Below are 14,775 nucleotides of genomic sequence, written 5' to 3' on the forward strand. Positions count from 1 at the left end.
ACTGAGGATGCACGCGGCGGGACAGAAAACGCGCTCTGCGGGACAGAAAACGCGCTTAGTGCGGCGCCGAGCGCCCGAACACGCGCACGAACGCGGTGACGAACAGGTCGAGCCGCTCCGAATCGAGACAATCGATACCCGCCGCACCCACCCGGCCGCTGCCGCCCGGGAACGCACGGCACAGCTCGTCGGCGCCGCTCGGACGCACGAGCGGCGCGCGCACGCTCACGGCGTAATTGCCGTCGGGATTGACGCTCAGCACGGCATGGGCGCACGACGGCTCCTCGAGCGCGAGCGCATTGGCGAACACGCCGCGCACACGGCGCGCCCAAGGTTCGTCGGGGAGCACGCACACGCTGCCGTACTGCACCATGAATAGCGGCGTGATCTGCTGCGCGCGTTCGAGATCTTCGTGACGGCACGCCGAAAGACGCGCGACGACCGGCTCCGATGCAATGAACTCGAACGGATCGGTGTAGGGCTTGAGCGTCTCGTAGAGCGTGGCCGGCGCGATGAACAGGTCGTCGACGCTATCGCCGTAGGCGTTGTAGTTGATCGACTCGCCCAGCGCGCATAGCTGTGCGACTTCCGCCTCGTTGAGCCCGGCTTCGCGCGCGAGCTCGTGCGCGGTGGCCGGCAGGTTGTCGCCGAATGCCGCCGCGATTGCCCACGGGCGGTATTGTCCATGCAGATGACGGTCGACCAGCACGCTCGTGCAGACCTGCGCCGTGGTGTCGATATGCGCGGCGAGATTGACGTTCATCGGCAAGTCGCCCGCGTGGTGATGATCGAAGTACTCGACGTGAACGCCCTGGTCGAGCAACGCGCAAAGCGCTTCGCGGTTGGAGTCGAACGAGATGTCGAGCACCGTGAGCGAGTCGCCGGGCTGCGCCTGCACGCGCTTGACGAGCGCGATATCGCGCTTCGCGCCGGTGACGAGCGTGGCCTCGCGCGGCCGGGCGAGGCGAAGCTGGTGCAGCGCGCAGATGCCGTCCGCGTCGCCGTTGAATACATCGAAATGCGCCATGTGCTGTGGGTTCCGTTGCGTTGAGCCTCACAGTATCGCGCACCAGAGGCGAATCCCACAAAGGGCGGATTTGACCGATCACAGCGAAGGCGAATTCGTTCACCGAATCACCCGACTTCGCGCCCCGCGATTCACAACTGGCGAGAACGTACCGCCACGTATCGCCGCGATCAAGTGTGCAATACACAAGCGGCCGGCGGACTCATAATCCGCCGGCCGCTTGTGTAGCCAGACCTGCTGGCTAATGCTCAGTCGCTCAGGTACTCAGGTGCGGGCCAGGGGCCAGCGCAGCGAGAAGGCAACCGGGAAACGCGGCGCCTTGCGGCCTGCCGGCGCGCGCCACGGCTGCATGCGCGCGCTCATGGCCGCGCACATGGCCACGCCTTCTTCGCCATAGAGACGCTCCATGGCCTGCTGCACGAGACCAGCGTCGAACCACATCTTGAAGCGACGGTGGCAGGTGCGGAAGTCGGGGTAGCGCTCGGGCAGCTTCGCCCAGACGGAGCCCGTTGACAGCACCCACAAAATGGCTTCGAATACGGCGCGCGAACTATGCGCCGGGCGGCCACGGCGCGGGCCGCTGGAACGGATTTCACGGAAAAGCGGCTCGACGCTGCGCCACTGCGCGTCGTTTAGCTCCATAGAGGGACGAGGCTGCATTCTGATATTCCAAGTGAGGTTGTCTGACACACAACGCCTAAATTAGCCTCACGTCCCCAAGGAAAATATCGGACTATGCCTAAAACGGTCTGAAAATGAGCGTGGCGATACAGGCAGTACCACCTCGCACGCGTATCACCATGCTTTCGAAACCTTGCTATTGCAGCCGTGGCGGCCGTGCCGTTTCGGCTCGCCGCGCGCCAAAGCCGCGCTAAACTGCGGCATTCCAGACTCGACGGTGCAATTTCAATGGCTCGCTCCCCTGCTTTGCCCGAGAAAACCGGCCGTATTCGCGTCGGTATCGGCGGGTGGATCTACCCGTCGTGGCGCGGCACGTTTTATCCCGACGGGCTCGCTCAGCGCCTCGAACTCGATTATGCGAGCCGGCATCTGACCTCGCTGGAAATCAACAGCACCTACTACGGCTCGCAGCGCCCCGAGAGCTTCACGCGCTGGCACGACGAGACGCCCGACGATTTTGTGTTCTCGCTGAAGGGGCCGCGCTTCGCGATGAACCGCCGCGTACTGGCCGAGGCCGGAGCAACGATCGAGCGCTTTCTCGCGAGCGGCGTGCTGAACCTGCGCGACAAGCTCGGCCCGATCAACTGGCAAATCATGCCGGGCAAGCGATTCGATCCAGAGGACTACGCACGTTTTCTCGAACTGCTGCCCACCGAGGTTGACGGACAGCCGCTCAGGCACGCGCTGGAGGTTCGGCACGAAAGCTTTTGCACGCCGGAGTTCGTCGCGCTCGCGCGGCGGCACGGGGCCGCAATCGTGGTGTCTGGCGATTCGGACTACCCACAAATCGCCGATGTTTCCGCCCCCTTCGTTTACGCGCGCATCATGGGCACGACCGATGGCGAGCCCCTCGGCTACTCGCCCGCGGATCTCGATCGCTGGGCCGAGCGCGCGCTCGCGTGGGCGCAGGGCGACAGCCCACGCGATCTCGCCACCTTCGGCGCGCCGCTCGCAGCCCAGGCCGCCGGTCGCGACGTGTATCTCTATGTGATCAGCGGCTACAAGGAGCGCAATCCCGCCGCCGCGATGGCGCTGATCGAGCGCTTGCGCGAGCGCGGTCTTTAAGGCGCGGTCTATAAAGCCCGATCGTTAAAGCTCGCGCCGCATCTCCGCCGCAGGCAGCTTCATCATCTGCCGATACTTCGTGACAGTGCGGCGCGCCACGCGCACGCCCTGCTTTTCCAGCTCCTGCGTCAGCACGACGTCCGAAAGCGGATCGCGCGGATTCTCCGCATCGATCATCTCCTTGATGAGCGCGCGCACGGCGGCGGCGGAACAGGTGCCGCCCGTGCGCGTCTCCAGTTCGCGCGGGAAGAAGCGCTTGAACTCGAAGATGCCGCGCGGCGTGGCCATGTACTTGTTGCCGGTCGCACGCGACACGGTCGACTCGTGCAGGCCGAGCTCGTCGGCGACATCGCGCAGCAGCATCGGGCGCAGCGCGATTTCGCCGTACTGGAAAAAGGCCTTCTGGCGCGCGACGATGCATTCGCCCACGCGCAGGATCGTCTCGCAGCGCTTGTGCGCGTTGCGAATCAGCCAGCGCGCTTCCTGCAACTGCTGCGCGAGCGGCGAGCGGCTCGTCTGCTCCGAGCGCGCGAACAGCTCCGCATAAAGCTTGTGGATGCGCGCGCGCGGCTCGATGGCCGGATTCACGCTCACCACCCAGCGGCCACGCACCTGGCGCACGATCACGTCCGGCACCACATAGCCGCCGTCCGCGCGGCCATAGTGATTGCCCGGCTTCGGATCGAGGCGGCGCACGAGCGCGGTCGCCGCTTGCAGCGACTGCGCGTCGCAGCCCAACTGGCGTTGCAGCTCGCCATGCTCGCGGCGTGCGAGACGTTCCAGATGTTCGGTGACGATCCGGTGCGCAAGCTCGCGGTGCGGCGTGTCCTCGGGCATCGCTTCGAGTTGCAGCGCGAGACACTCCGCAAGCGAGCGCGCGCCAATGCCGGGCCGGTCGAGCGTCTGCACGACGCGCAGCGCGATGCGCAAGCGGGCCTCGTCGAGCGAGCCATCAGCGCCATCCGTGCCTTCGGCGTCGGCGAACTCGGCGAGGTCCTGACGCAGATAACCGTCGTCGTCGAGCGCCTCGATCACGATCTGGACCGCCGCGCGATCGAGATCGTCGAGCGGCGAAAGCCGCAGCGCCTCATGCAGTTGCTCGCGCAGCGAAATGGGCACGCGCACCCAGTCGGCGGCCTCGGCCTCGCCGTCTTCCGAGCCGCGATAGCTCGATGACGCGCGCATCGCGCCCGGCAGCGGCAGATCGGCGGTGTACGACGCGCCTTCGTCGCCGTAGCCCGCGGCTTCGTCGCTGTACGCAGTCGGCTCGCCGCTGTAGGTCGCGCCGTCCGGCGTCATGCCGACGTCCGCGGCGCTCTCCAGGCCGCCATCGAGGTCGCCTTCGGGCACATCGGCGGCGGCCACGGGCGCCGTGGGCGCTGCCGAGCCAATGCCCGCCGCGCCTTCGGCGGCTTCGGCTGCCTCGCCGGTTTCCTGGGCGGGCGGCACATATTCGAGAAACGGATTGGTATCGAGCGCTTCGCGCAGTTCTTGCTGGAATTCAAGCGACGATAGCTGCAACAGGCGCACGGCCTGCTGCAGGCGCGGCGTCAGCGCCAGATGCTGGCGTGCGTGTAACGCGATGGAAGCCATGGCTGTCGTGTTCTCTTGAGATTGACTAAGTGGCCAAGGCAACGCAACACCCATGCCAGCTTTTACAAGAGCTTGTTTTATAACGGGATCGCGGCTTGCGATGACGCAATTGCAGCACCCGCTCCAGGCTGTGCTGCGGACGTTTTTACAATTGCCGAGAAAAATTGCGTGCCTGATTGAGCGCTGATTGAGTGCTCCTACCCCCAATCCGCTCCGCGCGGCCAAGCCGATATCCCAGATAGTGTGCGCGTTGGACGCCGTCGCGATGCCGTTGGGGCCACACCTGGCGCAGCGCGGCATGGGCCTTGCGGTACCGTCTGACGAACACCAACGGAACAGGAGAAACGCATGAAGCGCATTCCGATGCTCAAGACCGTTGCGGGTGTGGCCTGCATGACTTTCGCGCTCGCTGCCGGGGCACAGACGACCACGACAGCGCCTTCAGCGACGCCCTCGGGCAGCTCCGAGAGCGTTGGTCAGCACGTTGACGACACAACCATCACGACCAAGGTGAAGGCCGAATTGCTGACCGCGAAGAACGTGAAGTCCCAGCACATTCACGTGAAGACGCGCAAGGGCGTCGTGTCGCTGACAGGCACGGTGCCGAGCGCCGAGGATCGCGACAACGCCAAACAGGTAGTGGAAAGCGTGGCGGGCGTGAGCGAGGTGAAAAACCATCTGAAGGTGGAAGCGCAGTAGTGCTCCCCTCCCCGTAGTACGGCGGGCACGGCGCGGCGGCCATGCCGTGCGCCGCGCCGCTCGAATCCCCGTCCGCGCGTACTTTCAGCGCGTCTCGCCCAGTTGCGCCAGGCGCGCGTCGCCTTGGCGCGCGAGCATCCAGCCTGGATATTCGGCGGGCAAACGGCTCACGTCGTCGAGAACCGCGAGTTCTTCGGTGGAGAGCTTCACTTTCGTTGCCGCCACGTTGTCGTCGAGTTGATCGGTGCGCTTCGCGCCGACGATCACCGACGCCACCGCGCGCTGATGCAAGAGCCACGCGAGCGCAATCTGCGCCACCGAGACGCCCTTGCTGTCGGCAATCGGGCGCATCGCGTCGATGCAATCCCATGCGCGTTCGCGCTCCACGGGCGGAAAATCGAATGTCGTGCGGCGGCTGCCCGCCTCGCCCTGGCGGTCGCGCCCATACTTGCCGCTCAGGAGGCCGCCCGCGAGCGGGCTCCATACCATCAGCCCGAGCCCTTCGCTCGCGAGCATCGGCACGATCTCGCGCTCGAGGTCGCGGCCCGCGATCGTGTAATACGCCTGTAGCGACTCGAAGCGCGCGAGCCCATGATGATGCGCGATGCCCAGCGCCTTCACGATCTGCCAGGCGGCCCAGTTCGAGACGCCCACATAGCGCACGTAGCCCTGCTGCACGAGCGTATCGAACGCGCGCACGGTCTCTTCGATGGGCGTGACCGGATCGAAGCCGTGGATCTGGTACAGGTCGATGTGATCGAGCTGGAGGCGGCGCAGGCTCGCCTTCACGCCCTCCATGATGTGATAGCGCGTCGCGCCGCGCTGGTTCGGCGACGGGCCCATCTCGCCGAGCACCTTGGTCGCCACCACGACCTGGTCGCGCACCACCTTGAGGTTCTTCAGCGCCTGGCCGGTGATCTGCTCGGAAACACCTTGCGAGTAGACATCGGCGGTATCGATGAAGTTGATGCCCGCGTCGAGCGCGCGGCCGATGAGGCGATCGGCTTCGGTCTGTTGCAGGTCGCCGATCTGGTTCCAGATGCCGGCGCCGCCACCGAAGGTCATGGTGCCGAGGCAAAGTTCGGAAACAAGGAGGCCGGTACGGCCAAGAGGACGCATTTGCATGGGGGGAAACTCCGACGAGGGCCGAGGGAACATCCAACGGGCCAGAGGATACTGCGATCGGGGGAGATGTGCCCGAGGTGCGCTCGCGGCGCACGGCGCCTGGCGCGTGACTCGCGGGCGCGCAAGCGCCACGCTGCTTACGCGCCGCCGCGCTCCCGAAGCGCCGCCTGGCAGCCGTGCGCGAAACCTGCCAGACTGTTTTTTTGTGCTGTTTTTTGCGCTGCCTTTTCGTCCCTTTTCACCCAACCCGCGCAACCGCCACCCGATGAACCGCGCAAACCCCACGAGCCGCCTGTGCCGCAGCCACCACCCATACCGCATTCCGGCACTTGAAACCCGTGCGGCGCGCCCTGGAACCCCGTGCGCATGAGCCTGCTTACATCCTCCTCCGTCCAGCCCGAGTCTGCCGCGCTTTCGCCCGCGCACAGTGCGACCAGCGCGGCCAACCCGGACGATCCGCTCACCCTCTTCCATCCGGCCGTGGCCGCGTGGTTCAAAAGCAGCTTCGCGGCCCCCACCCCTGCGCAGCGCGCCGCGTGGCCGTACATCGCGAGCGGCCGCGCCACGCTGGTCGCCGCGCCCACCGGCTCGGGCAAGACGCTCACGGGATTTCTCGCCGCACTCGACGCGCTCGTATGCGCAGGCCTCGCGAACGGCGGCGCGCTGCCCGACGCCACGCTCGTGGTCTACGTCTCGCCGCTCAAGGCGCTCTCGAACGACATCCACCTGAACCTGGAGCGCCCGCTCGAAGGCATCCGCGCGGAGCTTGCGCGCCGGAATCTGCCGCCGGTCGAGATCCGCACCGCCGTGCGCACCGGCGACACGCCGCAGCCCGAGCGCGCCGCGCAACGCAAACGCGCGCCGCACATTCTCGTGACCACGCCCGAGTCGCTCTACGTGCTGCTCGGCTCCGAGTCGGGCCGCCGCATGCTCGCCAGCGCGCGCAGCGTGATCGTCGACGAAATTCACGCACTCGCGGGCAACAAGCGCGGCGTGCATCTCGCGCTCAGTCTCGAACGCCTCGACGCGCTGTGCGGCCAGCGCCTCCTGCGCATCGGGCTTTCGGCGACGCAAAAACCCATTGAAACAGTCGCGCGCTTTCTGGTCGGCATGGGCGGGGACGCCAACGCGCCGCCTGCCTGCGCAATCGTCGATGCGGGCCACGTGCGGGCTCGCGACCTTGCGCTCGAAGTGCCGCCGGTGCCGCTCGAAGCGGTCATGGCCAACGACGTGTGGGAGCGCGTGTACGACCGCATGGCCGAGCTCGTCGCGCAGCACCGCACGACGCTCGTGTTCGTGAACACGCGGCGCATGGCCGAGCGCGTCGCGCGCCATCTCACCGACCGCCTCGGCGCCGAGGCCGTGGCCGCGCATCACGGCAGCCTCGCGCGCGAGCAGCGCTTCGAGGCCGAGCAGCGCCTGAAGCGCGGCGAGTTGCGCGTGCTGGTGGCCACGGCCTCGCTCGAACTGGGCATCGATATCGGCGATGTCGACCTCGTTTGCCAGATCGGCTCGCCGCGCTCGATCGCGGCCTTGTTGCAGCGCGTCGGGCGCTCCGGCCACCAGGTTGGCGGCATGCCGAAGGGACGGCTCTTTCCGACCTCGCGCGACGACCTCATCGAATGCGCGGCGCTGCTCGACTGCGTGCGGCGCGGCGAGCTTGACCGCCTCGCGCTGCCGCACGCGCCGCTCGACGTGCTGGCGCAGCAGATCGTCGCCGAGGTGGCGTGCGAGGAATGGAACGAAGATGCCCTCTTCGCGCTCGTGCGCCGCAGCGTGCCGTTCGCCCAGTTCGAGCGCGCGCGCTTCGACGCGGTGCTGCACATGCTCGCCGAGGGCTATACGAGCCGCCATGGGCCGCGCGCCGCGTATCTGCACCGCGACGTGGTGAGCCATACGCTACGCGCCCGGCGTGGCGCGCGCCTCGTCGCGCTGACCTCTGGCGGCACGATCCCGGATAACGCCGACTACGCCGTGCTGCTCGAACCGCAGGGGGTGCAGATCGGCACCGTGAACGAGGACTTCGCCGTCGAGAGCCTCGCGGGCGACGTGTTCCAGCTCGGCAACGCCTCGTACCGCATCCTGCGCATCGAGGCAGGACGCGTGCGCGTGGAGGATGCGCAAGGTCAGCCGCCGAACATTCCGTTCTGGCTTGGCGAGGCGCCGGGCCGCAGCGACGAGCTGTCGTTCGCGATCTCGCGCTTGCGCGGGCAGATCGAAACGGCGCTCGGCGCGGATGCTGCGGCAAACGCCGCCGCCATCGAGCGCGCCACATCATGGCTCGCCGACACGCTGGGCCTCGACGACGCCCCCGCGCGCCAGATCGTCGAGTACCTCGCGCGCGCCCGCGCCGCGCTCACCGTCCTGCCGACCCAGGACACGCTCGTGATGGAGCGCTTCTTCGACGAGGCGGGCGGCACGCAGCTTGTGATCCACGCACCGTTCGGCAGCCGCGTGAACCGCGCGTGGGGCCTCACGCTGCGCAAGCGCTTTTGCCGCCAGTTCAATTTCGAGCTGCAAGCGGCCGCTACCGAGGATGCGATCATCCTCTCGCTCACGCACGCGCACAGCTTCGCGCTCGACGAAGTGTGGCGCTATCTGCATTCGAACAGTGCCGAGCATCTGCTCGTGCAGGCGTTGCTCGACGCGCCGCTCTTCGGCGTGCGCTGGCGCTGGAACGCCACCACGGCGCTCGCGCTGCCGCGCCAGAGCGGCGGGCGCAAGACGCCGCCGCAAATCCAGCGCATGCGTAGCGAGGATCTGCTCGCGGCGGTGTTTCCCGACCAGGTCGCGTGCGTCGAAAACCTCGCGGGCGAGCGCGAGATTCCGCACCATCCGCTCGTCGATCAAACCCTCGACGACTGTCTGCACGATGCGATGGACACCGAAGCATGGCTCGCGCTGCTGCGCCGCATCGAGTCGCGCGACGTGCGGCTCGTGACGCGCGAGCTGCCGGCGCCCTCGCCGCTCGCGGCGGAGATACTGAGCGCGCGCCCCTATGCATTCCTCGACGATGCACCGCTCGAAGAGCGACGCACCCAGGCGGTGCTGTCACGGCGCTGGAGCGACCCGGAGTCCACGGACGATATGGGAGCGCTCGATCCCGAGGCAATCGCGAGCGTGCGCGAGGAAGCCTGGCCGCAAGTCCGCGATACAGATGCACGCTACGACGAACTGCACGACGCGCTCAACACGCTCGGCGCGCTTGCGCAAAGCGAGGCGCATGCGCATGGCTGGACCGCGTGGCTCGCCGGGCTGGCCGCCGCCGGACGCGCGACGCGCATGCCGGTCGCGGAACACGACGCGCTGTGGGTGAGCATCGAGCGTCTCGCCTGCGTGCGCGCGATCTATCCGCAGGCGCAATGCGAGCCGCCGCTGGCGCCGCTTGCCACCATCGAGGCGTCGCGCGACGAAGCATGGAACGAGGACACAGCGCTCGTCGAGATCGTGCGCGCGCGGCTGTCCGGATTCGGACCGCTGACGGTCGCACAAATCGCGCGGCCGCTCGCGCTGGAGGCGAGCGTGGCCGCGCTTGCGCTCACGCGGCTCGAAGCCGAAGGCACGGTCATGCGCGGCCGCTTCACGCCGGGCGCGCCCGAGGAGGAATGGTGCGAGCGCCATCTGCTCGCGCGCATCCACCGCTACACGGTGCGCAAGTTGCGCCGCGAAATCGAGCCAGTCGAGCGGCAGGATTTCATGCGCTTTCTGTTCGAGTGGCAGCACGTGGCCAACGACTCACGCGGCTCGGGCCGCGAGGCGCTTGCCGCGATGCTTGATCAGCTCGAAGGCTGGGAGGCTTCGGCGCTCGCGTGGGAGGACGAGATCCTGCCCGCGCGCATCGACGATTACACGCCCATGCTGCTCGACGAACTGTGCCGCTCCGGATGGCTCGCCTGGGCGAGGCTGCCGGCGCGGGCCGCCGCGTCGACGGTGCGCAGCACGCCCGTGGTGCTGTTGCCGCGCCGCGAACTGGCGCGCTGGACGGCGCTGGTCGACGCCCCCGAGCCGGGCGAACTCTCGGCGCGTGCGCGGCGCGTCCATGAAGCGCTGCTGCGCCACGGCGCGATGTTCTTCGACGAACTGGCCGCCGACGCTCATCTGCTCGGCGTGGAACTGGAGAGCGCGCTGGGCGAGCTGGTGGCCGCGGGCCTCGTGAGCGCCGACAGCTTCGCGGGGCTACGCGCGCTGGTCCGCCCGGCAGCGAAGCGCCAGGCGCATCAAGGGCACTACGGCCGACGGCGCCCGCGCGGCTTCGGGCCGCTCGCGGGCGGCATGGCCGATGCCGGGCGCTGGGCGGTGCTGCGGCGCACTGCGTCGCCCGCCGCGCCACCCAACGCTCAGCCCACCGAGCAGCCCACCGCTCAGACAGCGCCTGCGGAAGATCGCGCGACCGGGGCCATCGCGGTGGGTTCATCGGCGCCGGGAGATGTCGTGACGACGGCCGCCGCGAACGAGATGCGAGCGGTACGGGCGGTGCGGGCGACGAACCCGGTGCCGGCGCGCCGACCGCCAGTCGATGCCGACCTGCTGGAGCACGTCGCGAACGTGCTGCTGCGCCGCTACGGCGTCGTGTGCTGGCAATTGCTGGCGCGCGAAGCACCCTGGCTGCCGCCGTGGCGTGATTTGCTGCGCGTGCTACACCGCATGGAGGCGCGTGGCGACGTGCGCGGCGGGCGCTTCGTCACGGGCCTCTCGGGCGAGCAGTTCGCCCTGCCCGAAGCCGTCGCGCTGCTGCGCGAGGTGCGGCGGCGCGGCAGCGCAGAGGGTCTTGCGAATGGTCTCGCAGGCGATCAAGCAAGCGGAGCCCGGAACGGAGCGGGTGCGCTGGTCTGCATCGCCGCTTCCGATCCGCTGAATCTGGTCGGCACCGTGCTGCCCGGGGAGAAAGTGCCGGCGGTCGCGGGCAATCGCATCGTGTTTCGGGACGGCGTGCCCGTTGCCACATTGATTGCGGCGCGATGCGAGTTTCTCAGCGAGTTTGATGAGGCCACGCGTGGCGTTCTCCGCTCGGCCCTTGGTCGCGTTTGAGGGCCGAGCGTCGGGTGTTTGGCGGGTATTTAAGCGAAGTGCGTTTTCTGTGCCGCAGCGGAGGGAATGGGTTGGCGGGGCGCGAGATTGGCTGTTAGTTGCGTAACTTGCAGGTACGTCAAAAAAGCGCGCGCGTCCTTGGTCACTGCCTGCCCGCTAGCGGCGCCCCACTAACCCCGCCCCGCGAAATGCCGCCGCACCCGCAACCCGTTGGCGACGACCAGCAGGCTCGCGCCCACGTCCGCGAACACGGCCATCCAGAGCGTTGCCTCGCCCGCCAGCGCCAGCACGAGAAAAACCGCCTTGATCCCCAGCGCGAGCGCGATGTTCTGCGTCAGCACCGCAGCCACCTTGCGGCTCAGCCCGATGAACGCGGCGATCTTGCGCGGGTCGTCGTCCATGATCGCGACGTCGGCGGTTTCGAGCGCCGTCGCCGTGCCGGCCGCCCCCATCGCAAAGCCGATGTCGGCGCGCGCCAGCGCGGGCGCATCGTTCACGCCGTCGCCGACCATCGCCGCCATGCCGTGCTGCGCCGAGAGTGCCGCGACCGCGTCCTGCTTGTCCTGCGGCAACAGGTTGCCGCGCGCATCGTCGATGCCGAGCTGCGCCGCAATCGCCTTCGCCGTGATCGAGTTGTCGCCGGTCAGCATCACCGGCGTCACGCCCAGCTCCTTGAGCGCGCGCACGGCCGGCACGCTCTCGGGCCGAACCGCGTCGGCGACCGCGAACAGCGCCACCGGCTCGCGCGGCGAGCACAGCACGATGGCGGTCTTGCCCGCCGCTTCGAGCTGCGCCAGCCGTGCTTCGAGGTCCGCCGAGCACAGGCCCAGCGACTCGACGAGCCGATGGTTGCCCAGATGCCAGACCTCGCCGTCGATGCGCCCCGTCACGCCGAGACCATTGAGCACCGCGAAGTTGTCGATCGGCGCGAGTGTTGCAAGCGGTGCATGCGCTTCAAGCGACGCGGACGCCGTCTGCGCGCCGCGTTCGCGCCAGCCCGCGACGATCGCGCGCGCGACCGGGTGCGTGCTTGCATCGTCGAGGCTCGCAGCGAGGCGCAGGGCCTCGTCCGCGGGCAGCGCCGCCAGCGCGAGCGTGTCGGTGAGCACCGGCGCGCCGCGCGTGAGCGTGCCGGTCTTGTCGAGCGCGACGGCCTTGAGCAGGCGTCCGCGTTCGAGCCACACGCCGCCCTTTACGAGCATGCCGTTGCGTGCGGCCGCCGCGAGGCCGCTCACGACCGTCACCGGCGTCGAGACGACGAGCGCGCACGGGCACGCGATCACGAGCAGCACGAGCGATTTGTAGAGCCACGCGCTCCACGCGCCGCCGAACGCGAGCGGACCCGCAACGGCGATCAGCACCGCGAGCGCGACGACGGCGGGCGTGTAGTAGCGCGCGAACTGATCGACGAAACGCTGGGTCGGCGCGCGCTGCGCCTGGGCTTCCTGGACCGCCGCCGCGATGCGCGCGAGCGTGCTGTCACGCGCGGCGGCGCTGACGATCGCCTCCACGACGCCGTCGACGACGATGCTGCCCGCGTAGAGCGCATCGCCCTCGGCCTTGTCGACGGGCAGGCTCTCGCCGGTGATGGGCGCCTGATCGAGCGCCGCGCGGCCCGCGACCACGCGCGCATCGACCGGCACGCGCTCGCCCGTGCGCACGCGGACGCGCTCGCCGACGGCCACTTCGGCAACGGCGCGGGTGCGCCATTCGCCGGGCTGCTGTGCAGTCTGTTGCGCGATCTGCTGTGCCGGTTGCGGGGTCGACTGCGGGGTCGACTGCGGGATCAACTGCCGGGTCGGCTGAGCGCTTGCGGCGCAAGCGGCCATCCACACCTCGGCGGTTTCCGGCGCGAGCGCGGTGAGCGAGCGGATTGCCTGACGCGCACGTTCGAGCGAAAGCGCTTCGATCTCTTCGGCCAACGCGAACAGGAACACGACCATGGCCGCCTCGGGCCACTTGCCGATGACGACAGCGCCCGCGACCGCCAGCGACATCAGGAAATAGATGTTGATCGTGAAATTCTTGAGCGCGACCCAGCCTTTGCGCAGCGTCGGCACACCCGCGCACAACAGCGAGACAACCGTGCAGACGAGCACCGGCACGCCGGTTTCATGGCCCGTGCGCCACGCAAGCACTTCGGCGCCGGCCGCTGCGATGCCGCTCGCGGCGAGCAGCAGCTTCTGGCGCAGCGCGAGGCCGGGGCCGTGCGCCGACGGCTCCGCGCTCGCACTGGCTGGCGCCGCGTCGTCGAGCGGACGCGGCGCCATGTCGAGTGCGCGCAGTGCGGCTTCAAACGGCTTCGCATCGGACAGCCGATGGTAGACCGTCAGCTCGCGCGCGAGCAGATCGAAGTCGAGACGCACGACGCCCTGCATCGGATCGAGGCGCTTGCGGATGAGCCGCTCCTCGGTCGGGCAATCCATGTTGTCGATGCGGTAGCGCGCGCGCTGCGCGCCCACCGGTGCGCTCGCCTGCACGCCGCTGCGAGTGGATTGCAGCGCGGCGGCGCCGCTACAACAGGAGGCGGCTTCGTGTGCGGAGTGGTCGTGGCCCGCGTGATCGTGGGAATGATCGTGGCCGGCGGCGTGATCGTGGCTGCAAGCCTGGCCGTGTTCATGGTCATGACTGTGCGCATGATCGTGGTCATGGCTGCATGCGTGCCCATGGCCGTGATCGTCGTGGTCGTGCCGATGCCCGTGGTCATGATCGTCGGCAGCGGCATCCGCATGGGTGTGCCCGCGATCCGCGTCGGCGTGTGCGTGTGCGCAGCCGCACGCGTGCTTATCCCCCGCCTTGTCGAGCGAGACTGCCGACTCCGTCGAGCCCGTCGAGCCCGACACCGCCGCATCCCGCCCGTTTTCGCGCGCCCGAAACCGTTGCGCGAGCACAAACCGCGACCAGAAATCCTGGACCATGGCCCATTTCTCCCAAAAGTGACAGAATCATTGAACAGCCTGTAGCCGCTACAGGGTCAAGCCATTTGGGAGAACTGCGACCATGAGAATCGGTGAACTGGCGCGCCAGGCCCATTGCGACGTCGAAACGGTGCGCTTCTACGAACGCGAGGGCCTGCTCGACGAGCCGGCGCGCGAAACCAACGGTTACCGCAGCTACACGGGCGCGCACGCCGCGCAGCTGAACTTCATCCGCCATTGCCGCTCGCTCGGCATCGGCCTCGCCGACATCCGCATGCTGCGGCGCTACCAGGCCGACCCGAGCCAGCCCTGCGACGAAGTAAACCAGTTGATCGATTGCCAGATTGTGCGCATTCACGAGCAGATCGAATCGATGCGCGTGCTCGAGCAGCAATTGCGCACGCTGCGCGAGAGCTGTCATGCCCACCACAACAGCAGCAGCGCCGAATGCGGAATCATGAAGAACCTGGAGCAGCCCATCGACGAGGAAAGCTGTTCCTGCCACGCGGAAGCCGCGCACGACGAAACGGCAGCCAAGGGATAAAGCCCGCAAGCGTGGCGAACGATGCGCGCGGGGCATGTGCATCGCAGAGCTAAACGGCAGCGCGAGCGGCCGCCCGGGACGCCGCCGAAACCCGG

General features: G+C 68.3%; 9 protein-coding genes. 4 read left to right on the plus strand and 5 right to left on the minus strand.

Translation table 11 applies throughout. The annotated features are described in order from the left end of the window. Positions 1–55: 55 nt before the first annotated feature. Both L5014_RS03850 and L5014_RS38980 read right to left on the minus strand, forming a co-directional pair. The gene (locus L5014_RS03850) at positions 56–1,027 is read right to left on the minus strand and encodes an acetyltransferase (RefSeq protein WP_238462252.1); all 972 of its coding nucleotides are present in this window, start codon (positions 1,025–1,027) and stop codon (positions 56–58) included. Positions 1,028–1,291: 264 nt separating this feature from the next. Next, entirely contained in the window at positions 1,292–1,687 is a 396-nt protein-coding gene (locus tag L5014_RS38980) for a transposase (protein WP_420800008.1), read from the minus strand. A 249-nt stretch (positions 1,688–1,936) separates the two neighbouring features. Between L5014_RS38980 and L5014_RS03860 the strand changes: the two genes are divergently transcribed. After that, positions 1,937–2,773 (plus strand): DUF72 domain-containing protein, encoded by an 837-nt coding sequence (locus L5014_RS03860; protein WP_238462253.1) that lies wholly within the window; start codon positions 1,937–1,939, stop codon positions 2,771–2,773. A gap of 24 nt (positions 2,774–2,797) precedes the next feature. On the opposite strand, the gene L5014_RS03865 is transcribed toward L5014_RS03860, so the two are convergent. Then, positions 2,798–4,366, minus strand: coding sequence for an RNA polymerase factor sigma-54 (locus tag L5014_RS03865; protein WP_238462254.1), 1,569 nt, complete (start codon positions 4,364–4,366; stop codon positions 2,798–2,800). Between the two features lie 348 nt (positions 4,367–4,714). Here L5014_RS03865 and L5014_RS03870 point away from each other — a divergent pair, with 348 nt between their 5' ends. Then, positions 4,715–5,065 (plus strand): BON domain-containing protein, encoded by a 351-nt coding sequence (locus tag L5014_RS03870; RefSeq protein ID WP_238462255.1) that lies wholly within the window; start codon positions 4,715–4,717, stop codon positions 5,063–5,065. An 84-nt stretch (positions 5,066–5,149) separates the two neighbouring features. Here L5014_RS03870 and L5014_RS03875 read toward each other — a convergent pair whose 3' ends face one another. Next, positions 5,150–6,190, minus strand: coding sequence for an aldo/keto reductase (locus L5014_RS03875; RefSeq protein WP_238462256.1), 1,041 nt, complete (start codon positions 6,188–6,190; stop codon positions 5,150–5,152). A 366-nt stretch (positions 6,191–6,556) separates the two neighbouring features. On the opposite strand from L5014_RS03875, the gene L5014_RS03880 reads away from it, so the two are divergent. Continuing rightward, positions 6,557–11,218 (plus strand): DEAD/DEAH box helicase, encoded by a 4,662-nt coding sequence (locus tag L5014_RS03880; protein ID WP_238462257.1) that lies wholly within the window; start codon positions 6,557–6,559, stop codon positions 11,216–11,218. 170 nt (positions 11,219–11,388) lie between these two features. On the opposite strand, the gene L5014_RS03885 is transcribed toward L5014_RS03880, so the two are convergent. Then, a complete protein-coding gene (locus L5014_RS03885; RefSeq protein ID WP_238462258.1) occupies positions 11,389–14,136 on the minus strand; it encodes a heavy metal translocating P-type ATPase in 2,748 nt (915 codons plus the stop codon). An 82-nt stretch (positions 14,137–14,218) separates the two neighbouring features. Between L5014_RS03885 and L5014_RS03890 the strand changes: the two genes are divergently transcribed. Next, entirely contained in the window at positions 14,219–14,680 is a 462-nt protein-coding gene (locus L5014_RS03890) for a Cd(II)/Pb(II)-responsive transcriptional regulator (protein ID WP_238462259.1), read from the plus strand. Positions 14,681–14,775: the final 95 nt, after the last annotated feature.

The sequence above is a fragment of the Paraburkholderia tagetis genome (assembly GCF_022213065.1).
Classification (GTDB): domain Bacteria; phylum Pseudomonadota; class Gammaproteobacteria; order Burkholderiales; family Burkholderiaceae; genus Paraburkholderia; species Paraburkholderia tagetis.

Excerpts from the sequence above, each read along its gene's own strand:
- L5014_RS03850 (WP_238462252.1), bottom strand. The coding sequence starts at position 1,027 with ATGGCGCATTTCGATGTATTCAACGGCGACGCGGACGGCATCTGCGCG.
- L5014_RS38980 (WP_420800008.1), bottom strand. The coding sequence starts at position 1,687 with ATGCAGCCTCGTCCCTCTATGGAGCTAAACGACGCGCAGTGGCGCAGC.
- L5014_RS03860 (WP_238462253.1), top strand. The coding sequence starts at position 1,937 with ATGGCTCGCTCCCCTGCTTTGCCCGAGAAAACCGGCCGTATTCGCGTC.
- L5014_RS03865 (WP_238462254.1), bottom strand. The coding sequence starts at position 4,366 with ATGGCTTCCATCGCGTTACACGCACGCCAGCATCTGGCGCTGACGCCG.
- L5014_RS03870 (WP_238462255.1), top strand. The coding sequence starts at position 4,715 with ATGAAGCGCATTCCGATGCTCAAGACCGTTGCGGGTGTGGCCTGCATG.
- L5014_RS03875 (WP_238462256.1), bottom strand. The coding sequence starts at position 6,190 with ATGCAAATGCGTCCTCTTGGCCGTACCGGCCTCCTTGTTTCCGAACTT.
- L5014_RS03880 (WP_238462257.1), top strand. The coding sequence starts at position 6,557 with ATGAGCCTGCTTACATCCTCCTCCGTCCAGCCCGAGTCTGCCGCGCTT.
- L5014_RS03885 (WP_238462258.1), bottom strand. The coding sequence starts at position 14,136 with ATGGTCCAGGATTTCTGGTCGCGGTTTGTGCTCGCGCAACGGTTTCGG.
- L5014_RS03890 (WP_238462259.1), top strand. The coding sequence starts at position 14,219 with ATGAGAATCGGTGAACTGGCGCGCCAGGCCCATTGCGACGTCGAAACG.